A 16,281-nucleotide genomic window follows, 5' to 3' on the forward strand; every position below is an offset into this window, starting at 1 on the left:
TTAAAATGACCATCGGTTGGCATTTTGATAATTCATATTCAAAACTATCAAAAACATTTAAAGAAGACATCAAACCTACACCAGTTCATGAGCCTGAGCTTGTTATTTTAAATGAAGAACTTGCTAAAAATTTAAATTTAAACTTTTCAGGAATAGATAAAAAAAAATTAGCTGAAATATTCTCAGGAAATAGTTTGCCTGATGGAACTAATTCAATTGCGCAAGCATATGCTGGTCATCAATTTGGTCATTTCACGATGCTTGGAGATGGTAGAGCTGTTCTATTAGGAGAACATATAGATAATAAAAATCAACGTTTCGATATACAATTTAAAGGTTCAGGAAGAACCTCTTTTTCTAGAGGCGGAGATGGAAGAGCAGCTTTAGGTCCAATGTTAAGAGAATACATAATTAGTGAAGCAATTAACGCTTTAAATATTCCAACAACAAGAAGTCTTGCGGTTGTTAAAACTGGAGAAAAAGTTGTTAGAGAAAATTTGTTAAATGGAGCAATTTTAACAAGAGTCGCGTCCAGCCATATTAGAGTTGGCACTTTTCAATATATCGCAGCCACTCAAAATCTAGAGGATCTTAATACATTGGTTGATTACACAATTGATAGACACTATCCAGAAATTAAGTCCTCAAAAAATAAAGCTTTAGATTTGTTAAGTCTTGTAATGGAAAAACAATGTCAATTAGTCATTAATTGGATGAGAGTTGGATTTATTCATGGAGTGATGAACACTGATAACATGGCAATTTCTGGTGAAACAATTGATTATGGTCCATGTGCATTCATGGATCATTATGATCCAAAAACTGTTTTTAGCTCTATAGATAAATTTGGAAGATATGCTTTTTCAAATCAACCACCAATTACAAAATGGAATTTAGCGAGATTTGCAGAATGCTTGATACCACTTATTAATAAAGATGAAGATTCAGCAATTAAAATTGCAACAGAGTTAATCGATAACTTTCAAAAAATTTATGAAGAAAAATGGTTAAATATGATGAGAGATAAACTTGGTTTATTTGGTGAAGATAAAAATGATCTAACTTTAATTAATAAACTTTTGGATTGGATGAAAAAAAATAATGCAGATTACTCAAATACCTTCTGTCATTTAATGGGTGTTGAGATTTATGATGAAGTTTACAAAAATGATGATTTTAAAAATTGGACCGATGAATGGGAAAAAAGATTAAAACTAAATAATTCATCTGACAAACATTTAGAACTGATGAAGGAAACCAATCCTGTTGTTATACCAAGAAATCAAAAAGTAGAAGAAGCTCTAGCTGATGCAGACGAAGGAAATCTGGAAACAATGAATAAACTTTTAAAAGTTTTAAATAATCCTTATTCTGATCAAGAAAATATTATTGAATTTCAAAAGCCTACACCAATTAGTAATGAAAAGTATCAAACTTTTTGTGGTACATAAATTTTATTTGTAAGCAATAATATTTAAGCTTATTGGTACTGGACCGTACGGTGCATAATCACTTGTGTCATCAAACAAAGAAAAACTTTTAACTCGTTCAATTTTTTCAAACCCAGCTTCTATTAGAAAATTATTCATAAATTCAAAATTCCATCCAAAATAGTGAAAATCATAAGGATCAATTTGACCACCAAACATCATTCTCATTGCATGCCATTTAACTGTATATGGAGCTTTTGGATCTAAAAAAACTTTACATAAAATATCCATGTCTGGAACAGAGACGTAAAATTTTCCATTTTTTACTAATACTCTATGTATCCCTTTTAATGTTTTTTTAATATCATTTTGACTTACATGCTCTACCACATGACTTGCGTAAATTTCTTCAATAGAATTTTCCTCGAATTGACTGAGATCAGTTATATCACCTATAAAATCAACTCCATCTTTTTCTTGGATATTTAAGATTTTCCAACCTTCTTTTTTTTCTTCACCACCAATATGTAACTTCATAAATTTACAATTTAACATTAAATGGAAAATGCATCCAGCCAGTGACAATATACTTTAATCCTTTTTTTAAAATCTCACCTCTATGTGCATGTGTCCATTCAGCGGGCCAAATCAAGGTTTTACCTGCTTTAGGTTTGATTCTTAGATCAAAATGATCAAAGTAAGTTTCACCGCCGTCTTCAACATCATTTAGGTAAGTCATCCAGGCAAAGACTCTATGCATACTCTGTAAGTTTACTCTCTCACAATGCATCATGCCAAAATGTCCTCCAATTTCGTATTTTTGAATATTAAAAGAAGGTATATCAAGACTTTGTATATTTTGTTTAATAAAAGGCCACTGTCTCTTATAGTCTTGAAAACACTCATTTAAATAATCAAAATAATTTTTTAAATCTTCATATCCCTCTTGATTTAAATTTCTAGGATGTATTGAAATATCTATTGATTTTTTTACAGCTTGATTGTTGTTACCATAACCAACCTCTCCATTTTTTTGCAGATCTTTTCTTCTTTCAAAAAAATTTATTATTTTTTCACAAATTTCTTCATTGTTTATATTCCAACAACCAATAAAATTTCTATTCTCTGATACTGGAGTTCTGTTTAATTTAATATTTTTTGCACTTTTATCGCTGAGACGGATTATACCTGCATACTTATAAGTATAGTGTTGTCCCTTATTAATTTCACCATTTTTTATTAAAAAATTTGCATACATCTGATTTCCTAAAGGAAAATCATTTTTTATCTTTAAAGTTTTTTCATAAAATATTTTTGCTTTAGCTATGTTATTTTGTTTTTCAAAACACATGGCCATTGCTAGATTCGCATATAAATATTCAGGGTCTAGATTTAAAGCATTTTCAAATGATTTTTGGGAAAGTTCATAATTTCCTAATTCATTACACATTAAACCTAAATTGTAATGAGCAACTTTATTATTTGGATTTAATTTAATTGATATTTGAAACTGCTCTTTAGCTTTTAGATGTTCATTTAATAAAACATATACATTTCCAAGTAAAAAATGATTTTGATGATTTTCTTTTTCATTGTTAATTATTTTAGTTAGTTCAAATTCAGCTTTTTCATAATTTTTTTCGTCTACAAGTTTTGTAATTTCTGTTAATGACTTCACATCTAAATTATTTAATTGCATCAATTAAAAAAATTATAATACGTAAGGTTCGTGTCTTGCAGTTTTTCCCAATACTCTTTCTACTGCAAAATCACTGATATCAATCGTTTGATATGAACCAGTTGTAATCAATTCTGTTAATGCTCGACCAATACCTGGTGCTTGCATTAATCCTCTTCCAGTAAAACCAGTAGCCATATAAACATTGTCGTACTTAGGATGTTTCCCAACAACAGCATTATTATCTAATCTGTTACAATCGTAGTAACCTGCCCAGCCTCCAGTTAATTTTAATTCTTCAAAAGCTGGTATTCTTTTTGCTAGTGCTGGCCAAACTAATTCCTCAAAATCATTCCACGCTGGCTCTAAATCATCTGCACCAAATACTGATAATGGTGATCCTGCTAAATACTCTCCACCCTCAGGTCTCCAATAAACACCAGTAGTTAAATCACCGGTTAAAGGCATTTCTTTTATGTATGTTGGGCATTTTACTCTAAACACTGTGTGTTTTTGAGGCTCAACAGGAATATCTTCTAATAATTCTTTAGTCCAACAACCAGCTGCGGAAACAATTGTTTTAGCATTTATCTCTGAAAGACTTTTAACCTCTCCTTTTATAAACTCTGCTCCAAGTTCTATTGCCTTACTTTTAAGTGCGCTATGAAACATAAAAGGATCAATCCAACCTTCACTTTGATTATCTGTGTAAGTAGCAGTCTCAACACCTTCATCATTTATATATGGAAATACTTTCGATAGCTCTGAGCCTTTAATATTTTTTGTACCTGCATCACATTCCTTATGATTTTCTAAAGCTTTATATTGTTCTTCAGCATGTTCGGGACCAAACATCAAAAGGTAGCCATTGGTTACCATACTTGCTGTTGGATTAGGATTTTTTTCAGTTTTCAATAATTCTGGTATTTGAAAAATAAATTCTCTTGCAAATTTACCAAGTAAGATATTTTCTTTTTGAAAAAATTGTCTTCTAAAACCTCCTAAAGACAAAGGAAATGAAGCTGTTTTGTATGTTGGATCTCTTTCAATAACTTTAACTTTTCTTCCTTCTTTTGAGAGAAAATAAGCAGTTGCTGCCCCAATTATTCCACCGCCAACTACAACAACATCATCCATAATTAATTCAATATAATCAAACTACTATTTAAAATTAGAGCAAAGCAACACCAAAGTAAATATGGAATCATCAAATACGAGCTCATCATTGTGACGCGTCTATATCTTATGATTAAATTAATAATGAATGCAATTAACACAACTAATACTAATAAAGCTAAAACCATGTTGTGAAATACAAAGAAAACTATACTCCAAGTTGCATTAAAAACTAAATGAATAAAATAAATATAAACTGTATTCATCTCTTTATTTTTGGAATTCCAATACATCCAAATAGAAATTGTCATCAATAAATATAAAATTGTCCATACCGGACCAAACACCCAGTCTGGTGGATTAAAAACAGGTTTATTTAACAAAGAATACCAAGGCTCTTTGAAAGTAACTGTAGCTAAACCTCCAATTAATGAAGCTGAAAATGTAATGATAAGAAATAATATAAATGTTACGATTTTATTTTTTAACATAATGTTTATACATAACAAAAAATGAACAAAAAAACTATTTGGATAACAGGTGGCAGTACAGGAATTGGTAAAGCCTTGGCAATTAAATTTGCAAACAAAGGATGGAACGTTGCTGTATCTGCGAGAAGAGTGGAGCTCCTAGATGAACTTTCAAATAATTATGAAAATATTTCATCATTCCCTTTAGATGTTACTGATAAAGCAAAATGTATAGAAGTTTTCAATCAGATTAAAACTAAGTTTGAAAATATTGATATATGTTTTTTTTCAACTGGTACATGGAATCCAAAAAAAGAAAAAGAACTCGATGTTGAACAAATGGAAGATGTTTTTAAAGTAAATTTTTTTGGAACAGTGAACTCCATTAAAGCAGTGGAACAATATTATAGAGAAAGAAAAAGTGGTATAATCACTATAGTTTCATCTATTGCTGGTTATAGAGGATTGCCTAATTCAACTGGTTATGGACCATCAAAATCTGCACTAAATAATTTAGCAGAAAGTTTATATTTTGATTTTAAAAGGTACAATGTTCGAGTTTGTTTGGTTTCTCCTGGTTTTATTAAAACACCAATGACTGATAAGAATGATTTTAAAATGCCATTTTTGAAAACACCTGAATTTGCTGCAGATCAAATTTATGATGGCTTAATTAATAAAAATGTTTTCGAGATACATTTTCCAAAAGCACTTACTTTAACTTTAAAGTTCTTTAGTTTTCTTCCAAGTAAACTTTATTTTAAATTAGTGGGGAAGATGACTAAGCATCAAAAGAAGTAATTAATCTTTAACGAATACAACAGTTAGCTCTGCTACTTTAAATCCAAACTTAGTCATTGTAGCTCTGTTGATTGCAACTCTTTCATCCTGTTTAAAGATCCAATCATCAAAAGTAATTTTTAATTCTTTTCCTTTAACTGGAACTAACAAAACGTATTCAAATTTAAAAGCAGGTCCGTAAGAATATCCTATTGCTTTTCCAACAACGTCCCCTGCTGTACCTTCATAATTATGTTCATCTATTTTAGTAATTGTCCACTCTCGGTCTTGAACTTCACCATCATCCCAATTAAATTTTTCTTTTAAAATTAGTTGTTTACCATCCCATGTTCCGTCTAAATCAGCTGAAAATTGTCTTGTAACTTTTCCTGATCGATTTTGTAAAACACCCCAAGCTTTAACGTTTCCTGTAAGGTATTCTTCAATAATTAATCTAGGTTCTTTATTTTTAAAATCTTCTGGTTTCATGGCACTATTATTTGAGCAACTTGTAATTAAGAATGCCAAAATTATCAACGAAATTGATTTAATTATTTTCATATTATTGCTGTTATTTATTCTGCATTGAAAATTGAATCAAATCAATATTTTTAGATTTAAATCCAGCTTCACAATAAGATAGGTAAAATTCCCACATTCTTTTAAAGGTCAGATCAAATCCTTGGTTTTTAATTTGATCCCACTTTCTCAAAAACTCTTCTCTCCAGATAGCTAACGTTTCTGCATAGTGATCTGCATACGAAATGTATGAGTTTATTGTTAAGCCATTATCTGAAACATATCTATTAATACTATTTTTATTGGGAAGAAATCCTCCTGGGAAAATATATTTTTGAATAAAATCCTGTTTATTTTTATATCTGTCAAACAAACTATCATCAATGGTTATTGCTTGAATTGCAGCCTTCCCACCATTTGATAAATTATCCTTTATAGTTTTAAAATAACTCTCTAAATAATTTTGCCCAACTGCCTCAATCATTTCAATTGAAGCGATCGAATTATATTTTCCTTGAAGATCTCGGTAATCTTTTATTTCAATATTTACTTTTTCATTTAAACCACATTTATGAATTCTCTCTTTTGCGTATTCGAATTGTTTTTTAGAAATAGTAATACAATCTAGTTTCACATCATATTTTTTGCCTAAATATTCTGCAAAACCACCCCATCCACAACCAATTTCTAAAACTTTGTCACCAGAACTAGGTTTGATTAGATCAATTAATTTTTGGTATTTATTATTTTGCGCAACACTTAAATTTTTTGAACTATCATCAAAGATTGCACTTGAATAAGTTAAAGTATCATCTAGCCACAATGAAAAGAAATCATTTCCAAGATCATAATGTTTTGCAATATTTTCCTTACTTCGATTTTTTGTATTTTTGATTATTTTATTTTTTATAAAATTGATTACAGGAAGATCAAGCAAACCTGAGAATTTGTAAATCACTTGAATATTTCTAGCTGTTAACTCAATTAGATCTGAAAGATTATCAGTTTCAAATTCACCTCTCATATAACTTTCAGCAAAACCAATGCTTCCACCTCTAATTAAATTATAATTAAAATTTGGATTTTTTATTTTAATATTTGCCTTTAAAGATTGGTCATGGTTACCAAACTTTAATATCTCACCTTCATAGGTAGTAATCTCAAGGTATCCATTTTTAATTTTACTTAAAAATTTAAAAACCAATTTATCTGCAGCTCTATTTAATAACATTAATTTTCAACCGTTAAATTGTTTCTTATTTTTATTTTTTTTTTAATAATCTTAATTCCTTTCATCCATAATTTAAAGGCCTCAAAATGGATTGCTGATATTATTTTTATAGTCATCAGAGGGTGCTTTAAATATGATTTTAATAATTGACTACTATTTAAGTTTATTCTTTTTCCATCTTGAGATGCAAATAAAATTTTTCCCTCTTGATCGTATTGATCAATGATTACAGAAAGTTTTTCATCAGGATTAAGAATTCTAAAGAAATACTTACAATTCATTTCTATAAAGGGTGACACATGAAATTTTTTAGAACAATTATTTTGAATTAATTTATTTTCACTATCTACCCTAAAAACATAAGTATGTTGCTCACCAAATGTATTTTTTACCTCATATAATATAGAAACTAATTTGTCATTTTGATTGTAAACGAAAAAAATACTTAGAGGGTTAAATACATAACCAAAAATTCTTGGATAACAGAGAAGCTTAATTTTAATACCTTCAGTGTCTATTTTATTTTGTTCTAAATTTTTTTTTACCCACTCTTCAAGAGAAGATCCGTCCCGTTCGCCATGATCCTTTTCATGAAAACTAATTAAATTAAACTTATTCAATGAAAAGAAGCTTATCTCCTGATCTATTTTTCTTAACTCAGATAAATCAATTAAAAGCGAGAAGACGCTATACTTAAAATAGTGCTCTTTTGGTTTGAAACGTTTATGGATTACTTTTCCGTTATATATACATGAGTTAGTCATTTAGGTATTTTAGCATTTCAATAGATGATTTTATTCCATCTTCATGAAAACCGTAACCAAAATAACTCCCACAAAAAAGCAAATCTTTTTTATTTTGTAAACTAGATAGTTCTTGTTGAGCATCTAGTGCTTGTTGATCATAATAAGGATGAGTAAATTTAACTATTTTAAGTATTTTACTCTCATCAATTTGAAAATAAGGATTAAGAGTTAAAAAAATGTCCTCATCGCATTTAAGGTTTTGCAAAAGGTTTAACCAATAAGTAATAGAATTTTTTTCTAAATCCTTGTCATTGATTGATGAATTCCATGAGGACCATGCCTTTTTATTTTTTGGCATCGCTCTTTTGTCTGTATGAATATATGCAATATTTTCCTTGTAACTAAAATTAGATAAAATTTTTGTCTCTTCATTAGTAGGATTATCAATCAACTTTAAAGCTTCATCAGCGTGAGCTGCTATTACAACTTTATCGTAATCAAAAAATTCACTTTCACCACCATAATATAAATCTAACCCTTTTGACTTTCTTATAATTTTTTTAATTTTATAATTTTTAAAATATTCACCACTTATCTTTGAAATTACTTTATTTACATAAGTTCTGCTTCTATTAGATACAGTATACCACTGAGGTCTATTTTTTAGTTTAAAGAGTCCATGATTTTGAAAAAATTTTAAAAAAAATGTTATTGGCATCTTGCTTGCTTCATAAGGTGGCATAGACCAGATTGCAGATACCATTGGGATAATATGGTAATCAATAAATGTTTTTGATAGTTTGTTGTTTTCTAAATATTCACCTAAAGTAAGTTTTTGATCTGTAACATTTATTTGATCACTTTTTTTATAAAATTTAATGATATCAAAAAACATTTTTAAAAAATTAGGATTAAACAAATTAGATCTATTGGAAAAAATTCCATTTAAACCTTTTCCGCAATATTCAAAGTTTGTATTTTCAACCGATACAGAAAATGACATGTCACTTTTTTCAATCTGAACATCATTTTCTTTAAAGAAATTAATTAAATTTGGATAGGTTTGAAAATTAAATACAATAAAACCAATATCTACAGATACTTTCTTTTCATCAAAAATTAAATCTATTGTATGAGAATGACCACCAAAATGATCTTCTTTCTCAAAAAGATCTACATGATGTTTATTTGATAAATAATATGCAGCACTTAAGCCTGATATCCCAGAACCAACTACAGCAATTTTCATTAATGATTATGCCGCGTCTTCTTTAAACTCATCCATACTTGGACAAGTACAAAAGATATTCTTATCTCCATAAACATTGTCCACTCTTGCAACTGGTGGCCAAAATTTATTTGTTTTTAAGAACTTAGCAGGATAAGCAGCTTGCTCTCTTGAATATTTATGACCCCAATCATCTGAAGCAAGTTCTATATCAGTATGAGGAGCGTTCTTAATAGGATTGTCTACTTTATCAAACTCACCAGAATTGATCTTATCTATTTCAGATTTGATATTTATTAAAGTATCACAAAATCTATCAAGCTCAGATAAACTCTCACTCTCTGTTGGCTCTATCATCATAGTTCCCGCAACTGGCCAAGACATTGTTGGTGCATGGAAACCATAATCGATCAATCTTTTAGCGATATCTTCCTCAGTGATACCTGTCACACTCTTAATTGATCGAATATCTATAATACATTCATGAGCAACATTGCCATTTGAACCTTTGTACAAAATTGGGAAATGATCTTTAAGTCTATGAGCTATATAATTTGCGTTTAATATCGCAACTTGAGTAGCTAGTTTTAAACCTTCAGAACCCATCATTTTAATATACATCCAAGAAATTGATAAAATACTTGAGCTTCCCCAAGGTGCAGCTGAGACAGCTCCTATTCCTGTAGCGGGTCCACAATCTTTAACAACTGGATGATTAGGTAAATAAACTTGTAAATGTCTTTTACATGCAATTGGTCCCATTCCTGGTCCTCCACCACCATGTGGAATACAGAATGTTTTGTGTAAGTTTATATGACAAACATCTGGACCAAAATTTCCAGGTCTTGCTATTCCAACAAGTGCATTTAGGTTTGCACCATCCATATAAACTTGACCACCGTGTTTATGTATTAGTTCACAGATATCTGTAATTTTTTCTTCAAATACACCGTGAGTAGACGGATATGTAACCATTAATGCTCCAAGATTTTCAGAATGTGCTTCTGCTTTTTTCTTCAAATCTTCAAAATCAACATTTCCTTCTTTGTCACAATCAACAACTACAACTTTCATTCCAACCATTTGTGCACTAGCAGGATTTGTTCCATGTGCTGAGCTTGGAATTAAACATATATTCCTGTTTTCTTCTCCTCTATCTAAATGATATTTTCTAATTACCATTAAGCCTGCATATTCTCCTTGAGCGCCAGCATTTGGTTGAAGTGAAACACCTGAAAAACCTGTAATGGATCTTAACCAATTTTTTAGATCAGTGAATAAAGCTCTATAACCTTCCATCTGCTCTACTGGTACAAACGGATGAGGCTCAGCTAACTCTCTCCATGAAATAGGAATCATTTCTGCAGTAGCATTTAATTTCATAGTACATGAACCAAGTGCAATCATAGTTCTGTTAAGAGCTATATCTTTATCTTCTAATTTTTTTAAATATCTAAGCATCTCTGTTTCTGAATGATATGAGTTAAAAACAGGATGTTCTAAGTATTTAGAGGTTCTCAGTAAATTTTTTGGTAAATTAGGTAAACTTACTGTTGGATCTTCTTTTTTAATAGACTCGGCTGCATTAAAAATTTTCAACAATTGATTTACTCTATAAACGTTTTTCTTTTCATCAAAAGAAACTGCTAACATTTCAGAATTTACTCTTCTGATGTTTACTTTTTGATCTAAAGCATTTTTATAGATCTGATCAGTCTTATCTTTTGTTACAATTGTAACTGTATCAAAGAAATGATCTGAATAAATTTCATATCCAGATTGTTTTAATTTATCTGCAAAATTTTTAGCTAATTGAGAAACTCGTTCTGCAATAGTTTTTATTCCATCTGGTCCGTGGTAAATTGCATATGCCGCTGAAACAATTGCTAACAATGCTTGAGCAGTACAAATGTTACTTGTCGCTTTATCTCTTCTAATGTGTTGTTCTCTTGTTTGAAGAGATAATCTGTAAGCTTTGTTTCCATGTCTATCAACAGACACACCAATAATTCTTCCTGGCATAGATCTTTTGAACTCGTCTTTAGTTGCAAAGAAAGCTGCATGAGGTCCACCATAACCCATTGGAATTCCAAATCTTTGAGAGCTTCCAACTGCAATATCTGCACCTAATTCTCTTGGTGTTTTAAGTAGCGCTAAAGCTAATAAATCAGAAACTAGTACAGCTTTTCCACTTTTTTTATGAATTTTGCTGATAGCTTCACTTGGATCTTTGATGTCTCCTAAAGTTCCAGGATATTGAAGAATTCCACAAACTAAATCCTCTTTAAGTTGATCCAACACTTTATCTTCATTGCCAACAAGTACTTTTAATCCCATTGGCTCTGCTCTTGTTTGAATTACTTCAATTGTTTGTGGATGACAATTTTCTGATACAAAAACTAAATTACTATCCTTTTTATTTAACCTGTGACTTAATCCCATAGCTTCTGCAGCTGCTGTTCCTTCATCAAGCAAAGATGCGTTTGCAATATCCATGCCTGTGAAATCAACAATCATTTGCTGAAAGTTTAGAAGCATTTCTAGTCTTCCTTGTGCTACTTCAGGCTGATAAGGAGTATATGATGTATACCAACCTGGATTTTCTAAAATATTTCTTAAAATTACATATGGAGTGTAAGTTCCATAGTAACCCATACCAATAAAATTTGAATAAATTTGATTTTTTTTTGAAATCGCTTTCAATTTTCTTAATGCTTCATACTCAGAATTAGACTCTCCTATATTTAATCCATCTTTCAATTGTATCTTTTCTGGAACTGTACTTTTTATTAAATCATCTAATGAATTATAATTAAGCTCCTTCAGCATTTTATTTTGATCTTCTTCTGAAGGTCCAATGTGTCTTTTTAAAAAGTCTTTTTGTGAGTTATGTAACATTAGCTAGCACTCTCCTTTGCAAATTTATCGTATTCTTCTTTGTTCATTAAGCTGTCCATTTCTGAACTATCTTTCAATTTAAGTTTAAAAAACCAAGCTGATCCTTCAGGGTCTTCATTGATCTTTGCAGGATCATCTACTATAGCTTGGTTAGTATCTACTACTTCACCACTTACAGGAGTATAAACATCACTTGCAGCTTTAGTAGACTCAACTACTCCTGCTGTGCCATCTTTTTCAACGTTTGAACCTTTTTCAGGTAACTCAGCAAAAACAATATCTCCCAACATTTCTGTTGCATGTTTTGTAATTCCAATAGTAGCAACATCTCCTTCCACTGTAATCCACTCATGCTCTTTTGAAAATTTAACTTCACTCATTAGTTTACTCCTTTCACATAACTTTTTTTATAAAATGGTAACCCACAAACACTTGCAGGATGTTTTTTTCCTCTTACTTCTAGTAAAACTTTTGTATCAACTTTAGAAAACTCTTTATCAATGTAACCCATTGCTATTGGACCATTTACACTTGGTCCAAAAGTTCCACTAGTAACCTCGCCAATAAGTTTTTCTGACTCATCAAATATTTTAGTTTTTTCTCTAGCAATCAATCTTCCTTCTGGCTTAATCCCAATTCTAATTTTAGAGGTACCCTCTTGTATTTCTTTCATAATTTTATCAGAACCAATAAATCCACCATTTGAAATTCTCTCTTTAGAAATTGCCCAATTTAAGTTTGCTTCAATTGGTGTTTTTTCTGTATCAAGTTCATGTCCATATAAGCACAATCCAGCCTCTAATCTCAAGGTATCTCTTGCCCCAAGTCCTATAAGTTGTGCTCCTTTTTCCATCAAATTCTGAGTAAATCCTTCGGCTAAATCGTTATTAATAGACACTTCAAAACCATCCTCTCCAGTATAACCAGACCTTGTAACAAAAGCTTTTTGATCTTTATAATCAAACCAGTTCCCAGTCATAAAATTAAGTTTTTCAACACCTTCTATTATATTTTTTAAAATCTCAACTGACTTTGGACCTTGAATTGCAATTAATGATCGTTGATCATCAAGAACCATTTCATATTTATCTTTCAGTAAATTTGATAAAATTTTAAAATCATTATCTTTGCATGCTGCGTTTAAAATAATTAAATATCCTTTTTCAATTTTAGTGATTATCAAATCATCATGAATTCCAGCACTATCGTTCATTAAAAAACTATATTTAGAACAGTTTTGTTTCAAATTTTTTAAATCAAGTGGAAAAATTTTTTCAAGATCAGCAGTTAAGTCCACTCCACCATGAATAAATAATTGACCCATATGAGACACATCAAAAATACCTGCATTTGATCTTGTGAATTTATGCTCCTCAACAATCCCTTTGCTGTATTGTATGGGCATTTCATATCCAGCGAATTCTACAAATTTAGCTTGGTTATCTTGATGAAGTTTGTTTAAAGATGTTTTTTTTCCCATACTAACTCTGTCGTACCCATCTGTATTTTTGCCTGAGAGTTTTACTCCTTCGGCGAGAACTCAATCTCTTTCCAGAGTTAATATAATACGGTCCTTTTACCTGAGAGTTTCCTGGGCGGTTGCTCCTTCGGTGTCACAAACTTTGTGATCTCTCCCGTTAATAAATATTCTAATAAATACCGTTTAATGTCAAATGTTATTAGATCGCTTTTTTTTCTGAGGTATATAAATTGTAAAATTGAAGTAAAACTGCAAAAATAACTATTGATCCTCCAATTATAACAATGAAAGGTGGTTGTTCATTTATAAACAACCACGCCCATAAAGGACCTAGTACAGCTTCTGTTAGCATTATGATTGCAACCATTGCCGATGGTGTTCGTTGAGCTCCGATAGTAATAAAGATAAAACCTAATCCTAATTGTAAAAACCCAGCTAAAAATCCTAAAAAAATATCATTAGGAGATATCATTATTTTTTCTGACATTAGGAAACCTATTAACAACGCAAAAACACCTGCAACAAATTGAGCAGGAACCATATCAACAGTTGGATATTTTCTTACTACTAAAATTAATGTAGCAAAGGATATTGGCATTATGAAAGCTGCAATATTTCCTGACATTTGGCCTGGAGATAAAGAACTTCCGACCATTAGAAGTATTCCTGAAATCGCAAGAATTATTGAAGTAAGAGTAATTGCTGAAATTTTTTCTTTTAAAAAAAAGTAACCAAATATTGCTAGGAAGATTGTTTGTGTTTGAATAATAAAATTAGCATTAGCGACTGTTGTGTTATACATCGCGAACACATAACCACTAAAACCAAGTGATAAAATAAATCCACCAAAAAAACCAGGAAATCCTAAATTATAAAAGGATCTAAATACTTGTTTCTTATAAGTTAAAGTTAAATACAAGCTAATAACAATTAGGAAGAATACCGTTCTCCAAAATAATATTTGCCAAAGGGTTGCTCCTTCAAATGACTTAACGATCAAACCTCCAAAACTGAGACTACATGCACCTAGAAAAACTAAGAAGGGTCCTGGAAGTTTTCTAATAATATTCATTATATTTGATTAAGTAAGTTCTGAGTGTCCATCTCATATAATTTAAACAAAGTTTCAGCATCAGATAAATTTATCTCTTTAAATTTGATTTTTGAGCCAGGTGATATTTGTACTAACCGATCATAATCAACACTAGCTACCACACCAATTTTTGGATATCCTCCAATAGTACCATGGTCTGAAAGCATAATAATTGGGTTTCCATCTGCTGGTACTTGGATGACTCCTTTTAACAAACCTTCTGATTTAATATTGGTATTTACAATATTTTCAATTTTTGGACCCTCTAAACGCATCCCCATTCTATCTGAAAGTTTTGATACAGAAAATTCTTTTTCAAAAAATATTTTTTTTCCTTCCTCTGAAAAATAATCAAAGTTTGGTCCTTCTATTACTCTGATATTTTCAACTTTAGAATTTATGTAATTAGTCTTTTTTTTACTTTGGTCTGAATTAATATTTAGGATATTTACTTTTTGACCGTTTTCCAATTTTTTTCCATTATTTGATCCAATATTTGCCTTGGTATTTATCGAACAACTATTCCATTGAAATTTTAAATCTAATTCTCCACCAACTGCTAAATAGCCATAAACTGATTTATTTGTTGAGATAAGATTGATTTCATCTCCACTTTCGATTTGATAACTCTCATAACAATTACCATCAATTTCTGTGCCATTTTTAATAATTTTAAAAACAATATCGCCAGTGACTACTATGTTAATTTTATCTCCAGAATATTTTAAATGTGGTCCTTGGTATGCAAATTCTATAACTGGAGAATTTAATTTATTACCTACCAGCTTGTTAGCTAAACTATAATTTCTATTATCCATCGCTCCACTAAATGGAATTCCTATATGATATAAGTTGTTTCTTCCTTGGTCTTGAAAAGTAGTATTAACTCCAGCTCTTATAATTTCAAAATTACTTTTCATTGTAGTTATTATATTTTTCAAGATTTATTTGTTTAAAAACTACTATGTCTCCGGGATTTATTAAATTTGGCTCTAATTCCTTTGAATTATCAAAAACATCTACAGGTGTATTACCAATTATATTCCATCCACCAGGGCTTTCAAATGTATAAATATTTGCGAATTGTTCAGTTAAAGCAACTGATCCTTTGGGGACTTTTACTCTTGGTGTTTCTAATCTTGGTACTCTCATATTTTCATCCAAATCACCTAAAAAAGGCATACCGGCAATAAATCCGGTCATATAACAAAAATATTCCTTACTAAAAAAATTTTCTAAAATTTTATCTCGATTAATATTTAATTTTTCTTCTAATCTTTTTATATCGAGAGAAAATTGATCATCACAACAAACTGGAATTTCTATTTTATTACTATTGTTATCTTGAGTTTCATTAACATTTAAATTTTCAATTAATTTTTTAATCTCTTTAAAGTTTGTTTTTCTAAGGTCGTAAGAAACTATTAATTTATTATAAGAAGGAGTAAGATTATTAATACTTTCAATATTTTCTTTTTTTAAAGCTTTAAAATATTTTATTACTTCAGAGTTAACTGATTTATTTACCTCTACACCAAAATCGCAATAAACAGCTGCGTCACCAAGATTTGATATATTTTTTATCATGGCATGTTATACTTCAACAATTAGA

At 30.1% G+C, this 16,281-nt stretch carries 16 protein-coding genes and 1 riboswitch; of the genes, 2 read left to right on the top strand and 14 right to left on the bottom strand.

The window, feature by feature from the left end; translation table 11 throughout:
- Nucleotides 1-5: 5 nt before the first annotated feature.
- On the top strand, nucleotides 6-1,451 hold the full coding sequence (locus ACTTA6_RS04350) for a protein adenylyltransferase SelO (protein ID WP_440613946.1): 1,446 nt from the start codon (nucleotides 6-8) through the stop codon (nucleotides 1,449-1,451).
- A gap of 3 nt (nucleotides 1,452-1,454) precedes the next feature.
- Here ACTTA6_RS04350 and ACTTA6_RS04355 read toward each other — a convergent pair whose 3' ends face one another.
- From ACTTA6_RS04355 to ACTTA6_RS04370, 4 genes are read right to left on the bottom strand one after another with little or no spacing between them, the layout of a single operon-like run.
- Nucleotides 1,455-1,967, bottom strand: a complete 513-nt coding sequence (locus ACTTA6_RS04355; protein WP_440613945.1) for a class I SAM-dependent methyltransferase — start codon at nucleotides 1,965-1,967, stop codon at nucleotides 1,455-1,457.
- Nucleotides 1,968-1,971: 4 nt separating this feature from the next.
- Nucleotides 1,972-3,129 (bottom strand): 2OG-Fe(II) oxygenase, encoded by a 1,158-nt coding sequence (locus tag ACTTA6_RS04360; RefSeq protein ID WP_440613944.1) that lies wholly within the window; start codon nucleotides 3,127-3,129, stop codon nucleotides 1,972-1,974.
- A 12-nt stretch (nucleotides 3,130-3,141) separates the two neighbouring features.
- The gene (locus ACTTA6_RS04365; protein WP_440613943.1) at nucleotides 3,142-4,245 is read right to left on the bottom strand and encodes an NAD(P)/FAD-dependent oxidoreductase; all 1,104 of its coding nucleotides are present in this window, start codon (nucleotides 4,243-4,245) and stop codon (nucleotides 3,142-3,144) included.
- A gap of 2 nt (nucleotides 4,246-4,247) precedes the next feature.
- Complete coding sequence (locus tag ACTTA6_RS04370) at nucleotides 4,248-4,715, bottom strand: TspO/MBR family protein (RefSeq protein WP_440613942.1); 468 nt, start codon at nucleotides 4,713-4,715, stop codon at nucleotides 4,248-4,250.
- 21 nt (nucleotides 4,716-4,736) lie between these two features.
- On the opposite strand from ACTTA6_RS04370, the gene ACTTA6_RS04375 reads away from it, so the two are divergent.
- Nucleotides 4,737-5,495 (top strand): SDR family NAD(P)-dependent oxidoreductase, encoded by a 759-nt coding sequence (locus ACTTA6_RS04375; protein ID WP_440613941.1) that lies wholly within the window; start codon nucleotides 4,737-4,739, stop codon nucleotides 5,493-5,495.
- Here the strand turns inward: ACTTA6_RS04375 and ACTTA6_RS04380 are convergent, their stop codons facing one another.
- From ACTTA6_RS04380 to ACTTA6_RS04425, 10 genes are all read right to left on the bottom strand, one after another.
- A complete protein-coding gene (locus ACTTA6_RS04380) occupies nucleotides 5,496-6,035 on the bottom strand; it encodes a DUF3833 domain-containing protein (protein ID WP_440613940.1) in 540 nt (179 codons plus the stop codon).
- A gap of 10 nt (nucleotides 6,036-6,045) precedes the next feature.
- On the bottom strand, nucleotides 6,046-7,224 hold the full coding sequence (locus ACTTA6_RS04385) for a class I SAM-dependent methyltransferase (protein WP_440614667.1): 1,179 nt from the start codon (nucleotides 7,222-7,224) through the stop codon (nucleotides 6,046-6,048).
- Nucleotides 7,224-7,988 (bottom strand): DUF1365 domain-containing protein, encoded by a 765-nt coding sequence (locus ACTTA6_RS04390; RefSeq protein ID WP_440613938.1) that lies wholly within the window; start codon nucleotides 7,986-7,988, stop codon nucleotides 7,224-7,226. The genes ACTTA6_RS04385 and ACTTA6_RS04390 overlap by 1 nt, the downstream gene beginning before the upstream one ends.
- A complete protein-coding gene (locus tag ACTTA6_RS04395; RefSeq protein ID WP_440613937.1) occupies nucleotides 7,981-9,219 on the bottom strand; it encodes an NAD(P)/FAD-dependent oxidoreductase in 1,239 nt (412 codons plus the stop codon). The genes ACTTA6_RS04390 and ACTTA6_RS04395 overlap by 8 nt, the downstream gene beginning before the upstream one ends.
- 6 nt (nucleotides 9,220-9,225) lie before the next feature.
- Nucleotides 9,226-12,096, bottom strand: a complete 2,871-nt coding sequence (gene gcvP, locus ACTTA6_RS04400; RefSeq protein WP_440613936.1) for an aminomethyl-transferring glycine dehydrogenase — start codon at nucleotides 12,094-12,096, stop codon at nucleotides 9,226-9,228.
- A complete protein-coding gene (gene gcvH / locus ACTTA6_RS04405) occupies nucleotides 12,096-12,476 on the bottom strand; it encodes a glycine cleavage system protein GcvH (protein WP_440613935.1) in 381 nt (126 codons plus the stop codon). The genes gcvP and gcvH overlap by 1 nt, the downstream gene beginning before the upstream one ends.
- Nucleotides 12,476-13,576 (bottom strand): glycine cleavage system aminomethyltransferase GcvT, encoded by a 1,101-nt coding sequence (gene gcvT, locus ACTTA6_RS04410; protein ID WP_440613934.1) that lies wholly within the window; start codon nucleotides 13,574-13,576, stop codon nucleotides 12,476-12,478. Before gcvT ends, gcvH begins: the two co-directional genes overlap by 1 nt.
- Nucleotides 13,577-13,654: 78 nt before the next feature.
- A riboswitch (glycine riboswitch) is annotated at nucleotides 13,655-13,744 on the bottom strand.
- A 31-nt stretch (nucleotides 13,745-13,775) separates the two neighbouring features.
- Nucleotides 13,776-14,648 carry a DMT family transporter gene (locus ACTTA6_RS04415; protein WP_440614668.1) on the bottom strand — a complete coding sequence of 291 codons (873 nt, stop codon included), beginning with the start codon at nucleotides 14,646-14,648 and terminating at the stop codon, nucleotides 13,776-13,778.
- Nucleotides 14,648-15,589 (bottom strand): biotin-dependent carboxyltransferase family protein, encoded by a 942-nt coding sequence (locus tag ACTTA6_RS04420; protein ID WP_440613932.1) that lies wholly within the window; start codon nucleotides 15,587-15,589, stop codon nucleotides 14,648-14,650. Before ACTTA6_RS04420 ends, ACTTA6_RS04415 begins: the two co-directional genes overlap by 1 nt.
- Nucleotides 15,579-16,256 (bottom strand): allophanate hydrolase subunit 1, encoded by a 678-nt coding sequence (locus ACTTA6_RS04425; RefSeq protein WP_440613931.1) that lies wholly within the window; start codon nucleotides 16,254-16,256, stop codon nucleotides 15,579-15,581. The genes ACTTA6_RS04420 and ACTTA6_RS04425 overlap by 11 nt, the downstream gene beginning before the upstream one ends.
- Nucleotides 16,257-16,281: the final 25 nt, after the last annotated feature.

Origin of the sequence: Candidatus Pelagibacter sp. HIMB1636 (assembly GCF_052047675.1) — a bacterium.
GTDB lineage: Bacteria > Pseudomonadota > Alphaproteobacteria > Pelagibacterales > Pelagibacteraceae > Pelagibacter.

Excerpts from the sequence above, each read along its gene's own strand:
- ACTTA6_RS04350 (WP_440613946.1), top strand. The coding sequence starts at position 6 with ATGACCATCGGTTGGCATTTTGATAATTCATATTCAAAACTATCAAAA.
- ACTTA6_RS04355 (WP_440613945.1), bottom strand. The coding sequence starts at position 1,967 with ATGAAGTTACATATTGGTGGTGAAGAAAAAAAAGAAGGTTGGAAAATC.
- ACTTA6_RS04360 (WP_440613944.1), bottom strand. The coding sequence starts at position 3,129 with ATGCAATTAAATAATTTAGATGTGAAGTCATTAACAGAAATTACAAAA.
- ACTTA6_RS04365 (WP_440613943.1), bottom strand. The coding sequence starts at position 4,245 with ATGGATGATGTTGTTGTAGTTGGCGGTGGAATAATTGGGGCAGCAACT.
- ACTTA6_RS04370 (WP_440613942.1), bottom strand. The coding sequence starts at position 4,715 with ATGTTAAAAAATAAAATCGTAACATTTATATTATTTCTTATCATTACA.
- ACTTA6_RS04375 (WP_440613941.1), top strand. The coding sequence starts at position 4,737 with ATGAACAAAAAAACTATTTGGATAACAGGTGGCAGTACAGGAATTGGT.
- ACTTA6_RS04380 (WP_440613940.1), bottom strand. The coding sequence starts at position 6,035 with ATGAAAATAATTAAATCAATTTCGTTGATAATTTTGGCATTCTTAATT.
- ACTTA6_RS04385 (WP_440614667.1), bottom strand. The coding sequence starts at position 7,224 with ATGTTATTAAATAGAGCTGCAGATAAATTGGTTTTTAAATTTTTAAGT.
- ACTTA6_RS04390 (WP_440613938.1), bottom strand. The coding sequence starts at position 7,988 with ATGACTAACTCATGTATATATAACGGAAAAGTAATCCATAAACGTTTC.
- ACTTA6_RS04395 (WP_440613937.1), bottom strand. The coding sequence starts at position 9,219 with ATGAAAATTGCTGTAGTTGGTTCTGGGATATCAGGCTTAAGTGCTGCA.
- gcvP (WP_440613936.1), bottom strand. The coding sequence starts at position 12,096 with ATGTTACATAACTCACAAAAAGACTTTTTAAAAAGACACATTGGACCT.
- gcvH (WP_440613935.1), bottom strand. The coding sequence starts at position 12,476 with ATGAGTGAAGTTAAATTTTCAAAAGAGCATGAGTGGATTACAGTGGAA.
- gcvT (WP_440613934.1), bottom strand. The coding sequence starts at position 13,576 with ATGGGAAAAAAAACATCTTTAAACAAACTTCATCAAGATAACCAAGCT.
- ACTTA6_RS04415 (WP_440614668.1), bottom strand. The coding sequence starts at position 14,648 with ATGAATATTATTAGAAAACTTCCAGGACCCTTCTTAGTTTTTCTAGGT.
- ACTTA6_RS04420 (WP_440613932.1), bottom strand. The coding sequence starts at position 15,589 with ATGAAAAGTAATTTTGAAATTATAAGAGCTGGAGTTAATACTACTTTT.
- ACTTA6_RS04425 (WP_440613931.1), bottom strand. The coding sequence starts at position 16,256 with ATGATAAAAAATATATCAAATCTTGGTGACGCAGCTGTTTATTGCGAT.